Below are 20685 nucleotides of genomic sequence, written 5' to 3' on the forward strand. Positions count from 1 at the left end.
AAGATTGCGCCCGTGACGTCGCAGGGTGACCGGCTGGACTCGGTAGGTGACGCGGCCGCCTTCGTGGCGGCGTTGCGGGAGCTCAGGCAACGGTCGGGGTTGACGCTGCGCGGTTTGGAGGAGAAGGCGGCGGCGCAGGGCGAGGTGCTGGCCCGCAGCACGGTCGCGGACATGCTGCGCAAGGACTCCCTGCCCCGCCCGGAACTGCTGGCCGCGTACGTGCGCGCGTGCGGGGTCGACGAGCCGGAGCCGTGGTTGCGGGCGCGGGAGCGGTTGGCCGCGGGCGTGGTCGCCCCGGCGGCGGGAACGTCGCCGGGGCCCGCGCCGTGGCAGCGCCCGTCGCTGGTGCTGACCGCCGTCGTGGTGGCCGCGCTGGTGGCCACCGCCGTGGTCCTGCAACGCGACGCGCCGACCGCGTCGGACCCCGCCGCGGACAGGCGGACCAGCGGGCCGGGGCGCGACCTGCTGCCGTTGCCGCCGGGCGGGAGCCAGGTGCGCGTCCACGCCGCGGACGCGCCCGGGCTGTGCCTGACCGAGGGGCGTGACAGCACCGGGCGCTACCCGCACGCCGTCGCGGCGCTGCGGCCGTGCCCCGAAACCGGGCCGCGGGTGTTCCTGGACCCGGTGGACGACGGGACGGCCGCCATCCAGTGGGAGCACCCGGTCGACCGGGACATCGGCTGCCTGACCGTGATGCGGTCCGGTCCCGCGGCCGACCTGCTCGAACCGCGGAGCCACTGCGCCGGGGACGACCTCGACCAGCTGTTCCAGGTGGAACGGGTGGAGGGTGACCGCTTCCGCTTCCGCTCGGCGGATGGATCGGCGTGCGTCGGGCTGCGCGGCGGCGCGGTGGCGGAGGGCGCGGAGGCGGTCCGCGAACCGTGCGCGGACTCGCCGGGCCAGGAGTTCACCGTCGAACTCCTCCCGACCGGGCGTTGACCAGGCGGGCCAGGTGGCGGCGCTCGACGTCGGTCGGGGCCAGGTCGCGGGCGCGTTCGTAGGCGGCCCGCGCTTCCGCTTCCCGGCCCAGGCGGCGCAGGAGGTCGGCCCGGGTGGCCGGGAGCAGGTGACCGGTGATCCCGTCGGCCAGTTCGTCCACCAGGGCCAGGCCGGCCGCCGGCCCGTCCACCATCGCCACGGCCACCGCCCGGTTCAGCCGCACGACCGGTGACGGCACCAGCTTGAGCAGCTCCCCGTACAGCAGGGCGATCTGCGGCCAGTCCGTGTCCTCCGCGCGCGTCGCGGTGGCGTGGCAGGCGGCGATGGCGGCCTGGACCTGGTACGGCCCCGGCCGGCCGCGTCGCAGCGCCGCGTCGAGCAGCGCCACGCCCTCCTCGACCTGCGCGTGGTCCCAGCGCGTGCGGTCCTGCCGGTCCAGCGGCACCAGGTCGCCCGCCCGGTCGAACCGCGCGTCCCGGCGCGAGTCCTGCACCAGCGTCAACGCCAGCAGGCCCACCGCCTCCGGCTCGTCGGGCAGCAACGCGACCAGCGTGCGCGCCAGCCGGATCGCCTCCGCGCACAGCTCCCGCCGCAGCAGCTCCGCCCCGCCGCCCGCCGCGTAACCCTCGTTGAACAGCAGGTACAGCACGCCCAGCACGCCGGCCGTGCGTTCCGGCAGCAGGTGGGCGGGCGGCACCCGGTACGGGATGCGGGCGTTGCGGATCTTCTGCCGCGCCCGCACCAGCCGCTTGGTCATCGTCGCCTCCGGCACCAGGAACGCCCGCGCGATCTCCGCCGCGGTGAGGCCGGCGACCGTGCGCAGGGTCAGCGCGACCCGTGCCTGGAGCGTCAACGCCGGGTGGCAGCACGTGAAGATCAGCCGCAGCAGGTCGTCCCCGATGCCGTCGTGCTCGTCGGGCACGTCGTGCGGCATGGCCACCACCTCCCCCAGCTTGGCCGCCTCCACGCCGGCGCGCCGCAACCGGTCCAGCGCGCGGTTGCGAGCGGTCGTGGTGAGCCACGCGCCGGGACGCTGCGGGACGCCGTCGCGCGGCCAGCACTCCAGTGCCCGCGCGAAGGCGTCCTGCACGCACTCCTCGGCCAGGTCCCAGTCGCCGGTGAGGCGGATCAGCGTCGCCACGATCCGCCCCCGTTCGGCCCGGAACAGCGCCGAGACCTCCGCTCCGACCGTCATCCGGTGAAGAACGGGCGGACCTCGACGGACCCGAACCGCGCGCACGGGTGCCGTGACGCGATCCGGATCGCCTCGTCCAGGTCGGCGCAGTCGACGACGTCGTAACCCACGATCTGCTCCTTCGTCTCGGCGAACGGCCCGTCGGTCAACAGCACCTCGTCACCGCGCCTGCGCACGGTCGTGGCGTCCTGAGCGGACCGCAGCTGCGAGCCGTCCAGCCGCACGCCGTCGACCTCGGCGAGCCACTGCTCGATCGTGGGGTCACCCGCGGTCGGCTCGATGGTGTCGTCGACGCAGATCAGCAGCATGTACTTCATCGGTCACTCCCGTCGTCCGGTGCATTCCACCACTACGACGAACGGGACCCGCCCGGGAGGACACCCGCCTACGATCCGTTCCATGACGAGGGACCCGGCCGCCATCGAGGAGGACGTCGCGCTGCTCGACGCCGTCCTGGAACCCGTCGCCAAGGCGCCGGTGGACCTGTCCGATCCCGACTGGATGGTGAAGCTGCGCGCCGCGCCGCACCCGTTGGACCGCGCCGGCGTGCGGCCCGAGGCGGAAGCCGTGCTGGCCGAGATCCTCGACCGGTACGCGGCGGACGAGGTCGCGCGGCCGGGGCTGCGCGCGTTGTTCGACCGGTACACGTCGTTCCGCTGGGCCGTGAACCCGCGGTTCCCCACCACACCCGACGGGGTGCGGTCCGCGTTGCTGCTGCTCTCGGTGCGCGACCAGGGTGCGGACACGAGGGACGAACTGATGGCGCTGTGGGCGTTGTGCGACGAGGCGAGGGCGGCGGGCGTGGCCGTCGACCCGATCCTGCGCGAGGTCGCGGCGATCTCCAGCGACGTCGACCGGTACGGCATGGGTTCGGTGCGCGACATCCTCCTCGACACGGTTCGCTGACACAGCTCCCGTCGGGTCTCCGGTAGCACGTGCGCGCAATTCGTCGGGCCGTCTTTGCACCCGCGTGACAAGAATTCGCGGGGTGCTTGACCTGCGAGAACCGGCCACGCCATGGTTCGGCGGTCTTCGCCCGCGCTCGACGAGGAGCAGCCAATGCGCGTGAACCGGGGGTGGGCCGCCGCAGTCGCCGCGGCCCTGGTGGTGGTCGGCACCGCCGACGCCACCGCCCAGATCTCCTTCCACGACACCGGGTCCGCGCCGGCCAACGGCGACGTGCTGCGGTCCGGACCCACCGACTTCTTCCTCAACCCGGTCAAGCTGCTGCGCGCGCCCGCCACCGCGCACCGCGTCCTGTACCGCAGCACGGACACGCACGGCCGGCCGATCGACGTCAGCGGCACCGTGCTCACCCCGCACGCGCCGTGGATCGGGCCGGGCCCGCGACCGGTCATCGGGTACGCGCCCGGCACGCAGGGCGTCGGCGACGACTGCGCGCCGTCCCGGCAGCTGGCCATGGGCAGCGAGTACGAGGGCCCGTTCCTGGCAGGCCTGCTGACCCGGGGCTACGGCGTCGTCGTCACCGACTACGAGGGCCTGGGCACGCCCGGCGTGCACACCTACGTCAACCGCGCCGCCGAGGGGCACGCGGTGCTGGACGCGATCCGCGCCGCGCAACGGCTGCCCGAGGCGAACCTGCCCGACGACGGGCCGGTGGCCACCGCCGGGTACTCGCAGGGCGGCGGCGCGTCCGCGGCGGCCGTCGAGCTGTACCCGGCCTACGCGCCGGAGCTGAAGCTGAAGGGCGCCTACGCGGGCGCGCCGCCCGCCGACCTCGGCGCGGTGGCGCGGAACCTGGACGGCCACTACGCGGCCGGGTTCCTGGGCTACTCGCTGCTCAGCCTCGACGCCGCGTACCCGGAGCTGGACATCCCGGGCGTGCTGAACGACGCGGGCCGGGAACTGCTGGCCCAGGTCGAGCACCAGTGCACCGCCGAGGCGCTGCTCGCGCACGCGTTCCGCAAGTCGGTGGACCTCACCGCCGACGGCCGGCCGCTGGCCGCGTACCTGGACGAGGAGCCGTACGCGTCACGCGTGGAGGAGCAGCGGATCGGCGTGCGCAAGCCCGGTGCGCCGGTGCTGGTGGTGCACAGCGCGCTGGACGACATCGTGCCGTACGCGCAGGGCGCGGAGATGGTGCGGCGGTGGTGCGCCCTGGGCGCGAACGTCAGGTTCAGCACCTCGCTCGTGCCGACGCACGCCGCCGCCATGGTCGCGGCCTACCCGGAGGCGTTCGCCTGGTTGGAGGCGCGCTTCGCGGGCGTCCCCGCCCGCGGCACCTGCTGAACGTCACGGGCCCGGCTGAGCAACCGACGGGCGCGCAGCGCGATCTCCAGCGTGAGGCGCTCGTCGGGGTCGGCCAGCCGGTCGCCCAGCAGCTCTTCGAGCTGGTGCATCCGGTAGCGCACGGTCTGCGGGTGCACGTCGAGCCGGGCCGCGATCTCGCCGACGCCGCCGCGGGTCTCCAGCCAGGCCAGCAACGTGGTCTCCAGCCGTTCCCGCTGCTTCACCGTCAACCCGGCGAACGCCGCCAGCGCCCGCCCGCTGAGCTGACCCACCAGGAACTCGTCGGACAGCAGCGCGAGCGTGGCCAGGTGGTCGTCGCACCACGTCACCGGCGCCGCGGGCAGCAGCCCGCGGCGCACCAACCCCAGGGCGCGCCGCGCGCAGGCCAACGACTGCCGCGCCTGCGCCAACGGCACCGTCGGCCCCACCGCGGCGCGCCGCCCGCGCAGCTCCGGCCGCAGCCGGCCGGCCGGGTTGGCCACCACCAGGCACGGCGTGGAGCTCTCCAGGTCGACCAGCACGTCACGGCCCAGCGTCACGGACGGCAGCTGGTGCTGGTCCTCCCGGTACTCCAGCGCCACCACCGCGACCCGCTCGGGCAGCGGCCAGTCCGTCGTCCCGGCCAGGTCCGCGAGCGACTGCGGCGTCGGCGGCTGCTCGGCCAGCACCAGCTTGAGCAGTTGCCGCCGCCTGCGCTCCAGCGCGCCGCTGGCGTTGGCCCGCGCCTCCGAGTAGCCCTCGATGGCCACCCGGCACAGCTCGTCCACCCACGCGAAGATCGCGTCGGCGACCACGAACAGCGTGTCGGTGGCCACGCCCATCGCGCGGCCGTGCTCGCTCAGGTGCCGCCACACGACCCGGGCACCGACCCGCACCGCGGTCTGCAGGGAGTCCATCGTGCGGCCTTCGAGGTACTCCATGCGCCCGCTGTAGCGCAGCACGGCCTGCCAGTCGGTCTGCGCCGCGTCCGGGTTGGCGATGTTGTCGAAGCACTTCACGATCGCCATCTCGACCGCGCCCACGAGCACCTCGCGGAACTTGCCCTCCAGCGGCTGCGCGTACGCGGGCACCGCCCGGCGGATCTCCCGGATCACGTCGCGCACCATGGCGCCGGACAGCGGCGCCATCTTCTCCGCCAGCTCGCCGGGGATGCTGGACCAGAGCTGGCGCGCCGCGCTGTACTCGCCGCGCTCGGCCCTCGGGGCCGTCCGCTGCCGCACCAACCCGCCGTTGAGTGGGATCGTCATGCCGCCTCCGCCTGGCGAAGCACCGCCGGTGGGACTTCGCCCGGCTGACCGTAAAAGCACTCGTGTTGGCGTGTCAAATATTCTTCCGGGCACCTGGATGCATTCACTCTATCGAGTGATCCGACACGTTGTAGCGGCATTACAATTTTTGTTCCGAAAACACGCACGGGGATGACAACTCGGTCGTGCGGCCTGGACTCGCCGGTCGCGATTAATGCAGTGTGCATTGTCCTTGTCACATTTACCGGGAGGTGCTGGTTTGCGAAAAATCTTCTCGTTATCGGCGGTCGGGGTGGTGCTGGCCGCCGCCGTCACGGCGCTCGGGCCCTCGGCGGCGGCCAACGACTCGTTCTACGTGCCGCCCAGCCCGCTGCCCGCCGGCGCGCCCGGCGACCTCATCCGCTACCGGGCGTCGCAGGCGGGCGCGCTGGGCTCGACCGTGCGGGCGTGGCAGGTCATGTACCGGTCGACCGACGCGCTGGGGCAGCCCAACGCGGTGACCGGCACGGTGCTCGTGCCGGGCTCGGTCGACCCGGGCACCGCGCCGGTGGTCGCGTTCGCCGTGGGCACGCACGGTCCGGCGTTCCGGTGCGCGCCCTCGGAGATGGTGCGCATCGGCGCCCTGTACGAGCAGCCCGCGGTCAACGACCTGCTGCGGGCCGGCTACGCCGTGGCCATCACCGACTACGAGGGCTACCGGCCCGATCCGCGGACCACGTACGTCACCGGCCGGTCCGAGGGGCACGCGGTGATCGACGTGGTCCGCGCCGCGCAACGGCTGCCGGAGGCACGGCTGTCGCGTGACGCGAAGGTCGTGTTCCGCGGCTACTCGCAGGGCGGTGGCGCGGCGATGTGGGCGGGCCAGTCGCAGCCGCGGTACGCGCCGGAGCTGAACCTCGTGGGCGTGGTCGGCGGCGGTGTGCCCGCGGACCTGGTGCAGGTCGCCCTGCCGCTGGACGGCCGCAAGGGCTTCGGCCTGCTCGCGTACTCGCTGATCGGGCTGGACAACGCCTACCCCGAGCTGGACCTGGAGGACTACCTCAACGACGCGGGCCGGGCCGAGTTCGCCCGCATGCGGCGCGAGGCGTGCACGCTGGAGCTCCTGGTCGACTACCGGGGCCGCCGGCTGGCCGACTACACGACGTCCAGCCCGGTGCTCACGCCGCCGTGGCTCGCCCGGGTGGCGGAGAACAAGCTCGGCGGCACGGCGATCCGCGTGCCGGTGCACGCCTACCACGCCACCGGGGACGACCTGGTGGACTTCGCACAGGCCAAGGCGTTGCGCGACGCGTACTGCGGGCTGGGCGTGCGGGTCGACTGGCGCACCTACGCCACCGACCACATCACCGCCGTGCACACGGGCAGCGCGGCGGCGCAGGCGTTCACGGCGGACCGGATCGCGGGCCGTCCGGCGACGTCGAACTGCTGAGGCCCGCCGGCAGCAGGAGACCGCCGCGGTCGGACGCGGCGGTCTCCGGTTGCTCCGGTGGTGTCCGGGGTGGTCGGCCGGCTACGCGGTCTTCGCGGTGAGCGTCAGGTCGATCGTGTTGCCCGGACCAGCGGCGAAACCGCTGACCAGGTCGTTGAGCGGACCGCAGCCGGTCAGCGCCGGGATCTCGTACGTGCCGGCCAGCTTGCCGCCCGTGAGCGGGTCGAAGCCCGGCGCCGAGGTCAGGGCGATGTCCGCGGGCGTGCCGGTCCGGCAGTTCGGGTCGTTGCTGATCGGGATGCCGAACGCGGTGACCGACGGCAGCTTGATGGTGACCTTCGAGCTCGACCTCACCGCGCCGGCGGTGAGCGTGCCGGTGGTCTTGCCCTCCGGCACGAACTCGATCCTCGACTCCACCGGCACGAACCCGAACAGGCGGAACCTGCCCGAGGTCGGCGGCAGCACCAGGTCGCCGGTGAACCGGCCGGTGGCCAGCTCCAGGTCGGCGTTCAGGCTGCCGGGGCCGAGCGCGACCGGGCCGCCCAGCTTCTTGATCGTCGAGGTGCCGTCGAGCGAGTAGGCGTACTTGATGCCGCCGGGCGGCCGGGTGGTCGTCGTGGTCGTGGGCACGGTCGTGCTGGTCGTCGTCGTGGTGGTGGTCGTGGTCGTGGTGGTCGTCGTGGTCGGGCCGCCGCCCGACACGTCGAACCGGATCAGCGTCGGGTCCTGACCGGGGTCCAGCACGCAGTTGGACGTGAACGTGCCCAGACCGGTCTCCGTGCCGTCGGCCTTCTTCGGGGTCAACGTCGTGCTGTAGTTGCCCACCGTCACGGTCGTCGTGCCCGCCTTCGGGATCACCGCCGTCGGCACCGGACCGCTCGCGACCACGTCGAACGCGCCCTCGGCGGGCACCGGGGTCTTCGGCACGGTCAGGCCGGGGATCTTGATGTCGAGCTTGCCGCCGGCGTTGTCCAGCGTCACGCCCGCCTCGGCGGAGCCCTCCACCGTCGTGGCGCCGACCAGGGTCAGGCCCTGCGTCGCGGTCGGGGGGACGGTGACCGTGGCGGAGAAGTCCGTCGTCGTCAACTCGCCGCCGACGGTGGTCGGCGCGTCGATCGTGGCCCGGATGCGGGTCGACAGCACCTGGTTGCCGATCAGCGGGAAAGGGCAGGTGAACGTCAGCGTCTTGTCGACCTGGACGGGCGCCGCCGAGCCGCTGCCGACGCCGGCGAGCAGACCGGCCACGACGAGCCCGGACGTCACGCCCGCGCCCAGTATTGTCCTCAACCTCACGGGTGTTCCTTCCTCGAAATCTGCCGGAAATATGCCGACTCGACGGAAGCTAATGAGGTGCGCGGACCAGCGGCAAGGGCGGCGCGGAAAACCCGCGATTTCCGACAAACAGTGCGCCGGACATTGTCTTCGAGGGCTCTAGTCGTCTTCCTTTGCCTCGCCGCGGCGGCGCATGAAGGTGAACCCGGGGATGCCCAGGATCGCCTGCCGGACGTCGTTGGTGACCTCCAGCAGCTGGTGGATGTCCGGGCCGACGCGGTCCAGCGTGGCCAGGATCGGCAGCACGTCCTCGATCAGGTGCTTGGTCAGCACCGGGAGCTGGTCCACCAGCTGCACGGCGGCGTCGACCTCGTGCGGCGACAGGTCGTCCACGAACCGCTGCGCCAGCGGCTGCGCCTTCTGCGCGATCGGCGCGTAGGAGTCCAGCAGCTCCCGCGACACGCGGGCGGTGCGGCCCACGTCTGTCGTGACGCCCTCGGCCGCCGCCGTGATCGCCTTGGCCCGACCCACCACCGACTCGGTCTCGTCCAGCACCCGTTCGGTGCGGGAGACCAGCTCGTCGGCGCGGCGCACGACGGACTCCGCCGCGCCCAGCAGGTCCAGCACGCGGCCGGGCACGGACACGGCGGTCTCGACGGTCGTCCTGGCCAGGTCGAACAGGCCGCGCGGGGTCAGCTCCATGGCGTCCACTCTGCCGCACGCGGCCGTGCCCGGCCTCAGGGAGATCCCTGACGTCGTGAAATCTCTAGGCCAGCGCCAGGTCGACGCCGGTCTCCACGTGGATGCGGGTGGAGTCGACCAGCGGCACGGTCGCGTCGGACTGGTCGACCAGCAGCGTGATCTCGGTGCAGCCCAGGATCACCGCCTCCGCGCCCCGCTCGACCAGCCGCGCCATCACGTCCCGGTAGGCGGCGCGTGACGCGGGCTCGACCTTGTTCCTGGTCAGCTCCTGGTAGATCACGTCGTGCACGAGCGTGCGGTCCGGCTCGTCCGGCACGACCAGCTCGATGCCGTGCCCGCGCATCCGGTCGCGGTAGAAGTCCTGCTCCATGGTGAACCGGGTGCCCAGCAGGCCGACCTTGCGGTGGTCGGTCAGCCGCTGCGCGGTGGCGTCCACGATGTGCACGAACGGCACCTTGATGGCGTCCGTGATCGCGTCGGCCACCTTGTGCATGGTGTTGGTGCACAAGAGCACCAGCTCGGCGCCCGCGCCTTCGAGCTTGCGCGCGGCGTCGGCCAGCAGCTCACCCGAGCGTTCCCACTGCCCGGTCCGCTGGAGCTGTTCGACCTCGGCGAAGTCGACCGTCAGCAGCAGGCTGGGGGCGCAGTGGTGACCGCCGAGCCGGCGCCGCGTCTCCTCGTTGAGCAGCCGGTAGTACTCGGCGGACGATTCCCAGCTCATCCCGCCGATCAACCCGATGGTTCGCATGACGACGATTGTGTCGGTAGGTCGGCGGCGGGCAAGCACGAATAGCGTTGTCGCTGGTGAGCGGGTTGCCGGCTGCGGTACGTTGCCGTGATGGCGCAGCTCAGCTACTCCTCGGCGACCTCCGACGTGCCGCTGCTGGGCGACACCGTCGGCGCGAACTTCGACCGCGCGGTGGCCGCGCACGGCGACCGGGAGGCGTTGGTCGACCGCCCGTCCGGCCGCCGGTGGACCTACCGCTCGCTGGCCGCCGAGGTGGACTCGGTCGCGGCCGGGCTGGTGGCGTCCGGCGTCGAGGTCGGCGACCGCGTCGGCATCTGGTCGCCCAACCGCGCCGAGTGGGTCGTGGTCCAGTACGCGACCGCGCGGATCGGGGCGATCCTGGTCACCGTCAACCCCGCGTACCGGGTGCACGAGCTGGAGTACGTGCTCAACCAGTCGGGCGTGCGCACGCTGTTCGCCGCCGCGTCGTTCAAGACCTCGGACTGCGCCGGGATGATCGCCGAGGTCCGGCCCCGGTGTGCCGCGCTGCGCCAGGTGGTGCTGTTCGACAGTCCCGAGTGGACGGAACTGCACGCGGAGCCGTTGCCGGAGTGGCCGGAGCTGTCCGCGGACGACCCGATCAACATCCAGTACACGTCCGGCACCACCGGGTTCCCGAAGGGCGCGACCCTGTCGCACCACAACATCCTCAACAACGGCTTCTTCGTCGGCGAGCTGCTCGGGTACACGGAGGACGATCGGATCTGCGTGCCGGTGCCCTTCTACCACTGCTTCGGGATGGTCATGGGCAACCTGGCGGCGACGTCGCACGGTGCGTGCGTGGTGATCCCGGCGCCGGCGTTCGAACCCGCCGCCACGTTGCGCGCCGTGGCGGAGGAGCGGTGCACGTCGCTGTACGGCGTGCCGACGATGTTCATCGCCGAACTGGCCGAGGCCGACTTCGACTCCTACGACCTGTCGTCGCTGCGCACCGGGATCATGGCCGGCTCACCGTGCCCGGTCGAGGTGATGAAGCAGGTCGTGGACCGGATGGGGATGCGCGAGGTGTCGATCTGCTATGGCATGACCGAGACCTCACCGGTGTCCACCCAGACCCGTCGCGACGACTCACTGGACCGGCGGGTGTCCACCGTCGGCCGGGTCGGACCGCACCTGGAGGTCAAGGTGGTCGACCCGGGCACCGGCCGCACCGTGCCCCGCGGCACCCCCGGTGAGCTGTGCACGCGCGGGTACTCGGTGATGCGGGGCTACTGGGAGCAGCCGGACAAGACCGCCGAGGCCATCGACCCCGCCCGCTGGATGCACACCGGCGACCTCGCCGTCATGGACGACGAGGGCTACATCACCATCACCGGCCGGATCAAGGACATGGTGATCCGCGGCGGCGAGAACCTCTACCCGCGCGAGATCGAGGAATTCCTCCACACCCACCCCGACGTGGTGGACGCACAGGTCGTCGGCGTGCCGGACGCGAAGTACGGCGAGGAACTGATGGCGTGGGTGAGGATGCGCCCCGGCACCGAACCACTGACCGCCGAGTCGCTGCGCTCCTTCTGCGCCGGCAAGCTCGCCCACCACAAGATCCCCCGATACGTGCACGTGGTCGACGAGTTCCCGATGACCGTCACCGGCAAGGTCCGCAAGGTCGAGATGCGCCGCCAAGCCATCCGAATCCTCGACCTCCCCATCGACGCCGCCCGCCACGCCTGACCCCGACCTCCCACCCCCTAACCCGGACCGCCTAACTGCCCTACCCCTACCGGCCTGCACTCGACCGCCCCCGACCTGCCGCGTACCCGACTGACGGCCGGCCGTGCCGGCCCGCCGTCCGACTGGTCGCCGCGCGCCCTGCCTCCACACGGTGCGCACCGTCCCCGTCCGCCGCCTGGACAGCCCTGCCGCCGCTCTGCCTGGTTGTCCGCTGTCCCGCCCGCCGTCCCGCCGGTCGTCCTTCCCGGCCGCACGACGGTGCCCGGTCGTCCTGCCTGGTCGTCCTGCGCTGTCGTCCTGCGCTGTCGTCCTGTCCGACACCTGGGCGCGCACCGGGCGCGCACCGGCTGTCACTGCGTCCGCGCCTCCTCCGCGAACTGGGTCCGGTACAGCTCTTCGTAGCGGCCGCCGGCGGCGAGAAGTTCGGTGTGGGTGCCGCGTTCCACCACCCGGCCGTCCTCCACCACGAGGATCAGGTCGGCCGCCCGGATGGTCGACAACCGGTGCGCGATCACCACGGCCGTCCGCCCCGCCAGCGCCTCACCCAACGCCGCCTGCACCGCGGCCTCCGAAGTGGAGTCCAGATGCGCGGTCGCCTCGTCCAGGATCACCACCCGCGGCCGCGCCAGCAGCAGCCGGGCGATCGTCAACCGCTGCCGCTCGCCGCCGGACAACCGGTAACCCCGCTCGCCGACCACGGTGTCCAACCCGTCCGGCAGTGACGCCACCAGGTCGGCCAGCCGCGCCCGGCCCAACACCTCCCACAGCTCGTCGTCGGTCGCGCCCGGCTGGGCGAGCAGCAGGTTCGACCGGATCGACTCGTGGAACAGGTGACCGTCCTGCGTCACCATGCCCAGCACGTCGCGGACCGAGTCGGCCGTCAGGTCGCGCACGTCCACGCCGGACAACCGCACCGCGCCCGAGTCCACGTCGTACAGCCGGGGCAGCAACGAGGCGATCGTGGACTTCCCCGCTCCCGACGAGCCGACCAACGCCACCACCTGGCCCGGTTCGGCCCGGAACGACACGTCGTGCAGCACCTCCACTCCGCCGCGGTTGTCGAGCACCGCGACCTCTTCCAACGACGCCAGGGACACCTTGTCCGCCGACGGGTACGCGAACCGGACGTTCTCGAACTCCACCGACACCGGACCGTCCGGCACCGACCGCGCGCCCGGCTTCTCGGTGATCAAAGGCTTCAGGTCGAGCACCTCGAACACCCGCTCGAAGCTCACTAACGCGCTCATCACCTCGACCCGCGCGCTGGCCAACGCCGTGAGCGGCGCGTACAGCCTGGTCAGCAGCAACGCCAGCGCCACCACCGACCCCGGGTCCAGCTCGCCGCGCAGCGCGTAGAACCCGCCCAACCCGTACACCACGGCTAAAGCCAGCGCCGAGACCAGCGTCAACGCGGTGAGGAACACGGTCTGCACCATGGCCGTGCGCACCCCGATGTCCCGCACCCGCCGTGCCCGCGCGGCGAACTCCGAGGACTCGTGCGCGGGCCGGCCGAACAGCTTCACCAGCGTCGCGCCCGGCGCCGAGAACCGCTCGGTCATCTGCGTGCTCATCGTCGCGTTGTGGTTGGCCGCCTCACGTTCCAGCCGCGCCAACCGCGACCCCATCCGCCGTGCCGGCACCACGAACACCGGCAGCAGCACCAGCGCGAGCAGCGTGATCTGCCACGACAGGCTGATCATCACGGCCAGCGTCAGCGCGAGCGTGACCAGGTTGCCGACCACGCTGGACAGCGTGTCGCTGAACGCCCGCTGTGCGCCGATCACGTCGTTGTTCAACCTGCTCACCAGCGCCCCGGTGCGGGTGCGGGTGAAGAACGCGATCGGCATCCGCTGCACGTGGTCGAACACCGTGGTCCGCAGGTCCAGGATCAGGTCCTCGCCGATGCTCGCCGAGAGCCACCGCGTGACCAGGCCCAACCCCGCCTCGACGATCGCGATGCCCGCGATCACGACCGCGAGGGTGAGCACCACCCGGTAGGCCGAGCCGTTGACGATCGCGTCCACGATCCGACCCGCGAGGACCGGCGTCACCACCGCCAACACCGCCACGACCACGCTCAAGGTGAGGTACTGGGTCAACCTCACCCGGTGCGGACGGGCGAACGCCCAGATCCGGCGGAACGTGGCGACGGAGAACGGCCGCTTGTCGTCCTGCGCGTTCGTCACGTGGTACAGCGACATCCAGGCGGTGGTCTCCATGTCCATGCCCGGAACGTAAGACCTGGACTCAGCTGGAGGTCAAGCTCCGGGCGCGGTAGTCCTTCAGCGACACGGTGTTCGCCAGCTTCTGCAGGTCGCCGAACAACCGTGCGCCGCCGGGGATGTGCGGCACGACGCGCAACGACAGATCGCGCATGCGGATGAACGCCCGCGTCTTCGGCGTCAGGCTGCTCACCCCGCCCAGGGCGAACTTCTGGCACCGCGAGACGTACTCGCGCATCTCCTCCTCGTACCGTCTGAACGCCGTGGCGTGGTCCGGTGCGGTGGCCAGCTCTCCCGCGAGCACGTACGCGCCGACCAGCGCCATGCTCGTGCCGTTGCCCGCCATCGGTGACGCGCAGAACGCCGCGTCGCCGAGCAACGCGACCCGGCCGGCCGACCATCTCTCCATCCGGATCTGGCAGAGCCGGTCGAAGTGGAAGTCGGGTGCCTCCCGCAGGTCGGCGAGCAGCCGGGGCACCTCCCAGCCGTCGTCCGCGAACGCGGTGGCGACCAGGTCCCGCTGCCACGCCAGGTCGCGCCGGTCGTGCTCCGCCGGGGGAGACGCGAACACGAACATCGCCTTGGCCTCCCCGTCGGGGAGGGGGTAGATGCCCGCCGTGCGGCCGGGCACGGTGTGCATGAGCTGCCACCCGTCGAGGTCTTCCCGCTGGGTCGTGCCGAAGATGGCGATGTCGGCGCCGAGGTCGTGCGCGAACCGCGATTCGGGGCCGAACGCCAGCGACCGCACCTTGGAGTGCAGCCCGTCCGCGCCGACCACCAGGTCGAACGTGCGCGGTGCCGCGCGCTCGAAGGTCACCCCCACGCCCGTCGGCGTCTGGGTGAGGGAGGTGACGGTGTCGTCGAAGAGGTACTCGACCCCGGCGGCGGTCGCCTCGTGGAGGATGCGGACCAGGTCACCCCGCAGGATCTCCAGCTCGGCGATCACGCCGCCCGAGTCGCCCATCGCGTCGGACGCCATCGTGGCGGTCCGCTTGCCCGCGGCGTTCACGAACGCCATACCTCGCGCGCCCGTGTGCGCCGCCCGCACCCGGTCGAGGACGCCCATCCGCTCGGCGACCTCCCTGGCGGTGCCGCGCAGGTCGACCGCCTGGCCGCCCGGCCGGGGCGCGGGCGCCCGCTCGACGACGGTCGGGGTGAAGCCGTGGTGGCTCAGCCAGTAGGCGAGCGCGGGGCCGGCGATGCTCGCGCCGGAGATCAATACGGTGGTCATGCGTACATCGTACAGAGGTGCACTGCCTGGTCAAGTCACCTGATCGTGCACTAGTGCACTAAGCTCTGGTGCACTACATTCGAGGAGGCAGTCATGAACGACGCGATCTACCAGCGGATAGCGCGCGAGATCCGCGAATCGATCGAGTCGGGGGAGCTGCGGCCCGGTGATCGGGTGCCGTCGACGCGCGAGATCACCGTGCGGTGGAACGTCGCGATGGCCACGGCGACCAAGGTGCTCGTCACCTTGCGCTCCGAAGGCTTCGTGCGTCCCGTGGCCGGCGTGGGCACCGTCGTCTCGCCTGAAGGTGGGGAAGCTGCGCGACCGCGCGCGCAGGAGACCGACCTGACCGGCGAACGGCTGGTCCTCGCGGCCGTCCGCCTCGCGGACTCGGAAGGGCTCGACGCGGTGTCGATGCGGCGGGTGGCGTCGCGACTGGGCGTGGCGACCATGTCGTTGTACCGGCACGTCGAGAACAAGGACGAACTGGTCCTTCGGATGATCGACCACGTGTTGCGGAAGGAGGGGTTGCCCGAGCCCGCGCCCGAGACCTGGCGCGAGCGGCTGGAGGTGTGCGCGAGGTCGCAGTGGCGGCTGTTCCAGGAACACGCGTGGCTGGCGCCGGCCATGTCGATGACCAGGCCGCAACTGCTGCCCAGCGCGGTCGCCTACACCGAGTGGGTCCTGAACGCGCTCGACAGGAAGGGGCTGAGCCTCGAGGAGATGATGCACGTCGCGGTGACGGTGTTCGGCTTCGTGCGCGGTGTCGCGGTGAACATCGAGTCGGAGGCCGAACAGCGGCGGGACACCGGGATCACCGGGGACGAGTGGATGACCCAGCAGGCGCCGGCGCTGCTGGACATCGTCTCCACCGGGAGGTTCCCGATGTTCAACCGCGTGGTGAACTCCGAGCTGGACTTGGGGCTCGACACGCTGTTCGAATTCGGTCTCGCTCGAATGCTCGACGGGATCGGGGAATGGATCAGTGGTCGCTCGACGTTGACCGAGGGGAGGACTGGCATGTGAGCACTTGGGGAGGCACGCGGTGGCGCTGGACCCGGAGGATCTGTTCGAGGTCGACTCCGACGTCCCGGACCTGACCGGAGCGGTGCTGTTGCACCACTTCGACGGCTTCATGGACGCCGGTGCGGCGGGAGCGGCGCTGGTCGCCCACCTGCTTGAGGTGCACGAACACCGGGTGGTCGCCCGGTTCGACATCGACGACCTGATCGACTACCGCGCCCGGCGGCCGACGATGACCTACGCCACCGACCGGTGGGAGTCCTACGACGCCCCCGAGCTGGTGGTGCACCTGATGCACGACGCGGTGGGCACGCCGTTCCTGCTGATGACCGGCCCCGAGCCGGACCGTCGGTGGGAGGCGGTGGTCAAGGCGGTGCGGTCGCTGATCGACCGGTGGGGCCTTCGCCTCGCGATCAGCTTCCACGGCATCCCGATGGGTGTGCCGCACACCCGGAAGTTGTCGGTGATCTCGCACGCGACCAGGCCGGAACTGGTCACCGAGGGCTCGCCGTTCAGCCGGGTGCAGGTGCCGGGGAACCTGTCGGCGCTGCTCGAGCTGCGCCTGGGCGAGTCCGGCCACGACGCCATGGGCTTTGCCGCGTACGTGCCGCACTACCTCGCCCAGGGCACCTACCCGGCCGCCGCGTTGAGCCTGCTCCAGGCGTTGACGAAGTCGACGGGGCTGGTCATCCAGGCCGCCGCCCTGAACGAGGCCGCACGCCGGACCGACGCCGAGATCACGCGTCAGGTGTCGGAGTCGGCCGAGGTCGCCCAGGTGGTCGAGGCGCTGGAACGGCAGTACGACGCGTTCACCGAGGCGTCGGACAACCTGCTGATCGACGACGACCAGCCGCTGCCGAGCGCGGACGAGTTGGGCGCGGAGTTCGAGCGGTTCCTGGCCGAGCAGCAACGGGACCACTGACCCGGTCGGTGGTGCCGGTCGTGGATGATGATCGCCGTGACCGTCACACCACCACCCACGTCGCTGGCCGAGGTCCGGGCCCGGATCGACGCGATCGACTCCGACCTGGTGCGCCTGCTGGCGCGGCGGCAGGACCTGGTCCGCGCCGCCGCGGCGTTCAAGTCGGACGACCAGGCGGTCCGCGCGCCGGACCGGGTGGCCCGGGTGATCGCCTCGGTGCGGGAGCGCGCGTCGGCCGAGGGGCTCGACCCCGCAGTGGCGGAGGCGGTCTGGCGGGCGATGATCGGCGCGTTCATCGAGCTGGAACTGGCCGAGCACGCCACGAACCGGGACTAGGCCGCCCAGGCCGCGCGGGTCAGCGGTAGAGCTCGGCCAGCAGGCGGTACGAGTCCAGCAGCGCGGTCCGGTCGTGGGTGCTGGTGGTGACCAGGACCTCGTCGGCGGCGGTGCGGTCGAGCAGGTCGTCCAGGGCCTTGACCACTTCCGACGGCGTGCCGTGGACGTGTCCGCGCAGCGACTGCTCGAACAGCGTGCGCTCCCGGTTCGTCATCGGCCGGGCGAGGATGTCGTCCGTGGCGTGCAAGGGCGGGAACTCGCCCCGCGTGCGGGAGTGGGCCATGGCCCATGCTTCCGGCACGAGGAGCCGCCAGGCGTCCTCGGTGGTGTCCGCCACCGCGACGGTCGTGGAGAGCACCACGTACGGTTCCGCCGCCCAGATCGAGGGGCGGAACGCGGCGCGGTAGCCGGTGATGGCCTCGACCATCGCGTCCTCGCCGCGGAACGAGCCGATCACGAGTGGGAGACCGTGCGCCGCCGCGACGCGGGCCCCGGCGCCGGTGGCCAGGACGAACGGCGACACGCGCAGGCCGTCGGCCGGGTAGCCGCGCACCGCCTGGTCGCCGGTGAAGTACCCGAGCAGCTCGGTGAGCCTCGGGCCGAACTCCTCGGCATCGGACTTGTCGTGGCCCAGCGCCTTGCGGACCGCCTCGATGAAGCCGACCGAGCGGCCCAGGCCCATGTCGATGCGGCCCGGGAACAGCGACTCCAGCACGCCGAACTGCTCGGCCACGACCAGTGGCTGGTGGTTGGGCAGCATCACGCCGCCCGTGCCGACCCTGATCCGGGACGTCGCGGCGGCGACCGCGGCGGCCAGCACGGTCGGCGCCGACCCGGCGACGCCCGGCACGCCGTGGTGCTCGGACACCCAGAAGCGGTGGTAGCCGAGCTGCTCGACCTGCCGGGCGAACGCGACCGTGTCGCGCAGCGCCTCGGCGTGGCCGTGACCTGCCCGCACCCGCGACCGGTCCAGCACGGAGAGCTTCACACCACTGGTCAACGACCCCCGATCACCGCGCATTCCGGCGAACGGGTCACAGGCGGGTCGTGTCCGTCGGCACGCCGAGCTTCACCTTGCCGTAGGTCTCGAACAGCCGGCGGGACACCATCGCGTGCTGGGCGGCCACGTGGGCGTCGCGCAGGCAGCGCTGCAGCGGGGACTCCTCGAAGACCGACGTGCCGCCGCCGATGTCGAAGGCCAGGCGGGTGATCGAGACGGCCTCCGCGGCGGCGTGGGAGCAGGCCAGGCGCAGGCGTGCCCGTCCCGGATCCGTACTCGGCTGCCCGGCGACCGCCGCCTCCCACCGCTGAGCCACCTCGGCGTGCAGGAACGCCCGCGCCGCGGACCAACGCGCCTCGGCCACACCCAGGTCGCGCTGGGCCTCCGGCTGTTCGGCCAGCAGCCCGCCGACGTTCTGCGGTGTCTTGGTCATCGCCAGCGCCTCGGCCTCCTCGATCGCACGAGCGGCGATGCCCAGGCACACCGACGCCACACCGACGGCCAGGAACGCGAAGAACGGGAACGCGGGCAGCGCGCCGGGCACCCGCACGGCCGGCGGCCACACCTGGCGACGGGTCGGCACGAACGCGCCCGCGACCTCCCACTCGTGCGACCCGGTCGCACGCAGCCCGGTGGCGTGCCAGGTGTCGTGCACCGTCACGTCGGCCGCCGGGAAGAGCACGAGGCGCGGGCCGTCCGGTGTGATCGCGCCGCCGACGACCCAGTCGCACAGGGGAACCGCGCTGCCCCAGCCCCACCGGCCGGTGACGTGGTGCCCGCCTTCCGCGGCCACCGCCCGTCCCACCGGCGCGGCGGTCCCGGCGACCACGGACTTCGGCGGGCCGAACACCTCGGCGGCGGTGTCCGGCGGCAGGTACCAGGCCAACGACGAGGTCGCGCTGGTGGTCATCGCGGTCCACCCGGCCGAGCCGTCGGCGCGGGCCAGGTCCTCGACCGCCACCACCCACGACGGCAGGTCCAGTTCGCCGCCGCCGAGCGAGGCGGGCGCGAGCATCCGCGTCGCGCCCGCCTCGACCAGCGCCGCCACGACCGCCGGGGAGAGTCGGCGGTCGCGGTCGGCCTGGGCCGCTTCCGCTCTGATCAAGTTGTGCACGGTGCGATCATGCACTGCCCGATCAGGAAACGGTCCACTTCTGGTTGGCCGAACCGAAGCACGTCCACAGCTGCAGCCGGGTGCCGTTGGCGGAGCTGTTGTTCTGCGCGTCCAGGCACTTGTTGGCCTGGATGTTGACGATGTCGTTCGCGCCGCTGACCGCCCACTTCTGCGCACCGGTCCCGTTGCAGTCCCACAACTGCACCAGCGTGCCGTCCGCGGTGCCGCCCGACGCCGCGTCCAGGCACTTGCCCAGCGCGCGGATCGTGCCGTCGCCGGGGCGGGACCACTGCTGGGCCGCCGTGCCGTTGCAGTCCCACAGCTGCACGGGCGTGCCGTTGGCCGGGTTCGCGCCGGCCACGTCCACGCACTTGCCGCCGATCCCGGTGATCCGACCCCCGGCGGGCGGGTTGCCGTCCAGGGTCGACACGCGCACGTGGTCGATCACGAACTGCTGCGGGAACGTGGTGCTCGCGTCCGGGTACCCCGGCCACTCGCCGCCGACCGCCAGGTTCAGGATGATGAAGAACGGCTTGTTGAACACCCACTGGTTGCCGCCCACGTCGGCGGGCGTGCGGCGCTGGTAGACGTTGCCGTCGACGGACCACGCGATGCCCGTCGGCGACCACTCGATGGCGAAGGTGTGGAAGCCGTCGGCGAAGTTCGGCCCGTTGAACGGCATGCCGATGCCGCCCGCGCCCGAGTATCCGGGGCCGTGGATGGTGCCGTACACGGTGTCCAGGTCGTGGCCCAGGAACTCCATGATGTCGATCTCGCCGCTGCCCGGCCACGGGTTGCCCGAGTTGATGTCCTGCCCGAGCATCCAGAACGCGGGCCAGATGCCCTTGCCGCGCGGCATCTTCATCCGCGCCTCGACCTTGCCGTAGGTCGTGGTGAACTTGCCCGCGGTGTTGATCCGGGCCGACGTGTACTGGCACCGGCCGTACCAGCAGTTGTAGTTGCCCGGGTTCTCCTTGCGGGCGGTGATCACCAGGTTGCCCGCGCCGTCCATGGCCGCGTTGCTCGCCGACGTCGTGTAGTACTGGTGCTCGCGGTTGTTGCCGTTGTTGTCGCCGACCTCCGTGTTCCACTTGGAGGCGTCCGGCCGGGTGCCCGCCGCGCCGTTGAACTCCTCGGCGAACGTCACCGCCATCGTGCCCACGTCGGCCGCGGCGTCCGCGATCGGCGCGGTCGGCGCGGCCTGCGCGGCCGGCAGGGTGAATCCGCTCAGGGCCAGCACGACCGCGCTCAGCACCACTCGTGTCCTCATCGACACTCCCTTCACTTCTGGCGACGGCAGGCCAGAAGTTACTGCATAGCCTTTAATCAAGTCACGATGAAAGTA

The 20685-nt window shown here is 72.0% G+C and carries 19 protein-coding genes; 8 read left to right on the forward strand and 11 right to left on the reverse strand.

Translation table 11 applies throughout. The annotated features are described in order from the left end of the window. Positions 1-12: 12 nt before the first annotated feature. A complete protein-coding gene (locus FHX81_RS32020) occupies positions 13-939 on the forward strand; it encodes a helix-turn-helix domain-containing protein (protein ID WP_211363614.1) in 927 nt (308 codons plus the stop codon). Here the strand turns inward: FHX81_RS32020 and FHX81_RS32025 are convergent. Then, entirely contained in the window at positions 908-2134 is a 1227-nt protein-coding gene (locus FHX81_RS32025) for an RNA polymerase sigma factor (protein WP_141982199.1), read from the reverse strand. The two genes, FHX81_RS32020 and FHX81_RS32025, sit on opposite strands and share 32 nt — an antisense overlap. Further along, positions 2131-2451, reverse strand: coding sequence for a YciI family protein (locus FHX81_RS32030; RefSeq protein WP_141982200.1), 321 nt, complete (start codon positions 2449-2451; stop codon positions 2131-2133). Before FHX81_RS32030 ends, FHX81_RS32025 begins: the two co-directional genes overlap by 4 nt. An 82-nt stretch (positions 2452-2533) precedes the next feature. On the opposite strand from FHX81_RS32030, the gene FHX81_RS32035 reads away from it, so the two are divergent. Both FHX81_RS32035 and FHX81_RS32040 read left to right on the forward strand, forming a co-directional pair. Beyond that, positions 2534-3040 (forward strand): hypothetical protein, encoded by a 507-nt coding sequence (locus FHX81_RS32035; protein WP_141982202.1) that lies wholly within the window; start codon positions 2534-2536, stop codon positions 3038-3040. A gap of 153 nt (positions 3041-3193) precedes the next feature. Next, positions 3194-4384, forward strand: coding sequence for a lipase family protein (locus FHX81_RS32040; RefSeq protein WP_141982204.1), 1191 nt, complete (start codon positions 3194-3196; stop codon positions 4382-4384). Here the strand turns inward: FHX81_RS32040 and FHX81_RS32045 are convergent. Further along, on the reverse strand, positions 4318-5631 hold the full coding sequence (locus FHX81_RS32045; protein WP_141982206.1) for a PucR family transcriptional regulator: 1314 nt from the start codon (positions 5629-5631) through the stop codon (positions 4318-4320). The two genes, FHX81_RS32040 and FHX81_RS32045, sit on opposite strands and share 67 nt — an antisense overlap. Before the next feature lie 214 nt (positions 5632-5845). On the opposite strand from FHX81_RS32045, the gene FHX81_RS32050 reads away from it, so the two are divergent. Then, complete coding sequence (locus FHX81_RS32050) at positions 5846-7060, forward strand: lipase family protein (protein WP_141982208.1); 1215 nt, start codon at positions 5846-5848, stop codon at positions 7058-7060. Between the two features lie 81 nt (positions 7061-7141). Here FHX81_RS32050 and FHX81_RS41450 read toward each other — a convergent pair whose 3' ends face one another. The 3 genes from FHX81_RS41450 to FHX81_RS32070 all read right to left on the reverse strand — a co-directional run bounded on the left by FHX81_RS41450 (position 7142) and on the right by FHX81_RS32070 (position 9782). After that, positions 7142-8353 (reverse strand): DUF6801 domain-containing protein, encoded by a 1212-nt coding sequence (locus FHX81_RS41450; RefSeq protein WP_211363615.1) that lies wholly within the window; start codon positions 8351-8353, stop codon positions 7142-7144. Between the two features lie 138 nt (positions 8354-8491). Next, positions 8492-9034 carry a hypothetical protein gene (locus FHX81_RS32065; protein WP_141982215.1) on the reverse strand — a complete coding sequence of 181 codons (543 nt, stop codon included), beginning with the start codon at positions 9032-9034 and terminating at the stop codon, positions 8492-8494. A gap of 64 nt (positions 9035-9098) precedes the next feature. Then, entirely contained in the window at positions 9099-9782 is a 684-nt protein-coding gene (locus tag FHX81_RS32070) for an aspartate/glutamate racemase family protein (protein WP_141982217.1), read from the reverse strand. Between the two features lie 90 nt (positions 9783-9872). Here FHX81_RS32070 and FHX81_RS32075 point away from each other — a divergent pair, with 90 nt between their 5' ends. Next, positions 9873-11492, forward strand: a complete 1620-nt coding sequence (locus FHX81_RS32075; RefSeq protein WP_141982219.1) for an AMP-binding protein — start codon at positions 9873-9875, stop codon at positions 11490-11492. A gap of 350 nt (positions 11493-11842) precedes the next feature. Here the strand turns inward: FHX81_RS32075 and FHX81_RS32080 are convergent, their stop codons facing one another. Together FHX81_RS32080 and FHX81_RS32085 are read right to left on the reverse strand one after the other, a co-directional pair. Continuing rightward, the gene (locus FHX81_RS32080; protein WP_246108322.1) at positions 11843-13693 is read right to left on the reverse strand and encodes an ABC transporter ATP-binding protein; all 1851 of its coding nucleotides are present in this window, start codon (positions 13691-13693) and stop codon (positions 11843-11845) included. A 46-nt stretch (positions 13694-13739) separates the two neighbouring features. After that, positions 13740-14945 carry an FAD-dependent monooxygenase gene (locus FHX81_RS32085; protein ID WP_141982223.1) on the reverse strand — a complete coding sequence of 402 codons (1206 nt, stop codon included), beginning with the start codon at positions 14943-14945 and terminating at the stop codon, positions 13740-13742. Positions 14946-15038: 93 nt separating this feature from the next. Between FHX81_RS32085 and FHX81_RS32090 the strand changes: the two genes are divergently transcribed. Genes FHX81_RS32090 through FHX81_RS32100 form a run of 3 tightly spaced genes read left to right on the forward strand, consistent with a single transcriptional unit; the run spans position 15039 to position 17226 of the window. Continuing rightward, complete coding sequence (locus FHX81_RS32090; RefSeq protein ID WP_141982225.1) at positions 15039-15971, forward strand: TetR/AcrR family transcriptional regulator C-terminal domain-containing protein; 933 nt, start codon at positions 15039-15041, stop codon at positions 15969-15971. Positions 15972-15990: 19 nt separating this feature from the next. Then, positions 15991-16890: a proteasome assembly chaperone family protein gene (locus FHX81_RS32095; protein ID WP_141982227.1), complete on the forward strand. Its 900-nt coding sequence runs from the start codon at positions 15991-15993 to the stop codon at positions 16888-16890. 24 nt (positions 16891-16914) lie between these two features. Further along, a complete protein-coding gene (locus FHX81_RS32100) occupies positions 16915-17226 on the forward strand; it encodes a chorismate mutase (RefSeq protein ID WP_246108070.1) in 312 nt (103 codons plus the stop codon). 19 nt (positions 17227-17245) lie between these two features. On the opposite strand, the gene FHX81_RS32105 is transcribed toward FHX81_RS32100, so the two are convergent. Genes FHX81_RS32105 through FHX81_RS32115 form a run of 3 tightly spaced genes read right to left on the reverse strand, consistent with a single transcriptional unit; the run spans position 17246 to position 20610 of the window. Next, positions 17246-18226 (reverse strand): LLM class flavin-dependent oxidoreductase, encoded by a 981-nt coding sequence (locus tag FHX81_RS32105; RefSeq protein WP_246108071.1) that lies wholly within the window; start codon positions 18224-18226, stop codon positions 17246-17248. 34 nt (positions 18227-18260) lie between these two features. Continuing rightward, entirely contained in the window at positions 18261-19331 is a 1071-nt protein-coding gene (locus tag FHX81_RS32110) for an acyl-CoA dehydrogenase family protein (RefSeq protein ID WP_170232242.1), read from the reverse strand. A 31-nt stretch (positions 19332-19362) separates the two neighbouring features. After that, entirely contained in the window at positions 19363-20610 is a 1248-nt protein-coding gene (locus FHX81_RS32115; protein WP_141982233.1) for a glycoside hydrolase family 16 protein, read from the reverse strand. Between the last annotated feature and the right edge of the window lie 75 nt (positions 20611-20685).

This window comes from Saccharothrix saharensis (assembly GCF_006716745.1).
In the GTDB taxonomy this organism is placed as follows: Bacteria; Actinomycetota; Actinomycetes; order Mycobacteriales; family Pseudonocardiaceae; genus Actinosynnema; species Actinosynnema saharense.

Bases quoted from the DNA above. Each gene is read 5' to 3' on its own strand.
- FHX81_RS32025 (WP_141982199.1), bottom strand. From the start codon at position 2,134: ATGACGGTCGGAGCGGAGGTCTCGGCGCTGTTCCGGGCCGAACGGGGG.
- FHX81_RS32030 (WP_141982200.1), bottom strand. From the start codon at position 2,451: ATGAAGTACATGCTGCTGATCTGCGTCGACGACACCATCGAGCCGACC.
- FHX81_RS32035 (WP_141982202.1), top strand. From the start codon at position 2,534: ATGACGAGGGACCCGGCCGCCATCGAGGAGGACGTCGCGCTGCTCGAC.
- FHX81_RS32040 (WP_141982204.1), top strand. From the start codon at position 3,194: ATGCGCGTGAACCGGGGGTGGGCCGCCGCAGTCGCCGCGGCCCTGGTG.
- FHX81_RS32045 (WP_141982206.1), bottom strand. From the start codon at position 5,631: ATGACGATCCCACTCAACGGCGGGTTGGTGCGGCAGCGGACGGCCCCG.
- FHX81_RS32050 (WP_141982208.1), top strand. From the start codon at position 5,846: ATGCAGTGTGCATTGTCCTTGTCACATTTACCGGGAGGTGCTGGTTTG.
- FHX81_RS32065 (WP_141982215.1), bottom strand. From the start codon at position 9,034: ATGGAGCTGACCCCGCGCGGCCTGTTCGACCTGGCCAGGACGACCGTC.
- FHX81_RS32070 (WP_141982217.1), bottom strand. From the start codon at position 9,782: ATGCGAACCATCGGGTTGATCGGCGGGATGAGCTGGGAATCGTCCGCC.
- FHX81_RS32075 (WP_141982219.1), top strand. From the start codon at position 9,873: ATGGCGCAGCTCAGCTACTCCTCGGCGACCTCCGACGTGCCGCTGCTG.
- FHX81_RS32080 (WP_246108322.1), bottom strand. From the start codon at position 13,693: ATGTCGCTGTACCACGTGACGAACGCGCAGGACGACAAGCGGCCGTTC.
- FHX81_RS32085 (WP_141982223.1), bottom strand. From the start codon at position 14,945: ATGACCACCGTATTGATCTCCGGCGCGAGCATCGCCGGCCCCGCGCTC.
- FHX81_RS32090 (WP_141982225.1), top strand. From the start codon at position 15,039: ATGAACGACGCGATCTACCAGCGGATAGCGCGCGAGATCCGCGAATCG.
- FHX81_RS32100 (WP_246108070.1), top strand. From the start codon at position 16,915: ATGATGATCGCCGTGACCGTCACACCACCACCCACGTCGCTGGCCGAG.
- FHX81_RS32115 (WP_141982233.1), bottom strand. From the start codon at position 20,610: ATGAGGACACGAGTGGTGCTGAGCGCGGTCGTGCTGGCCCTGAGCGGA.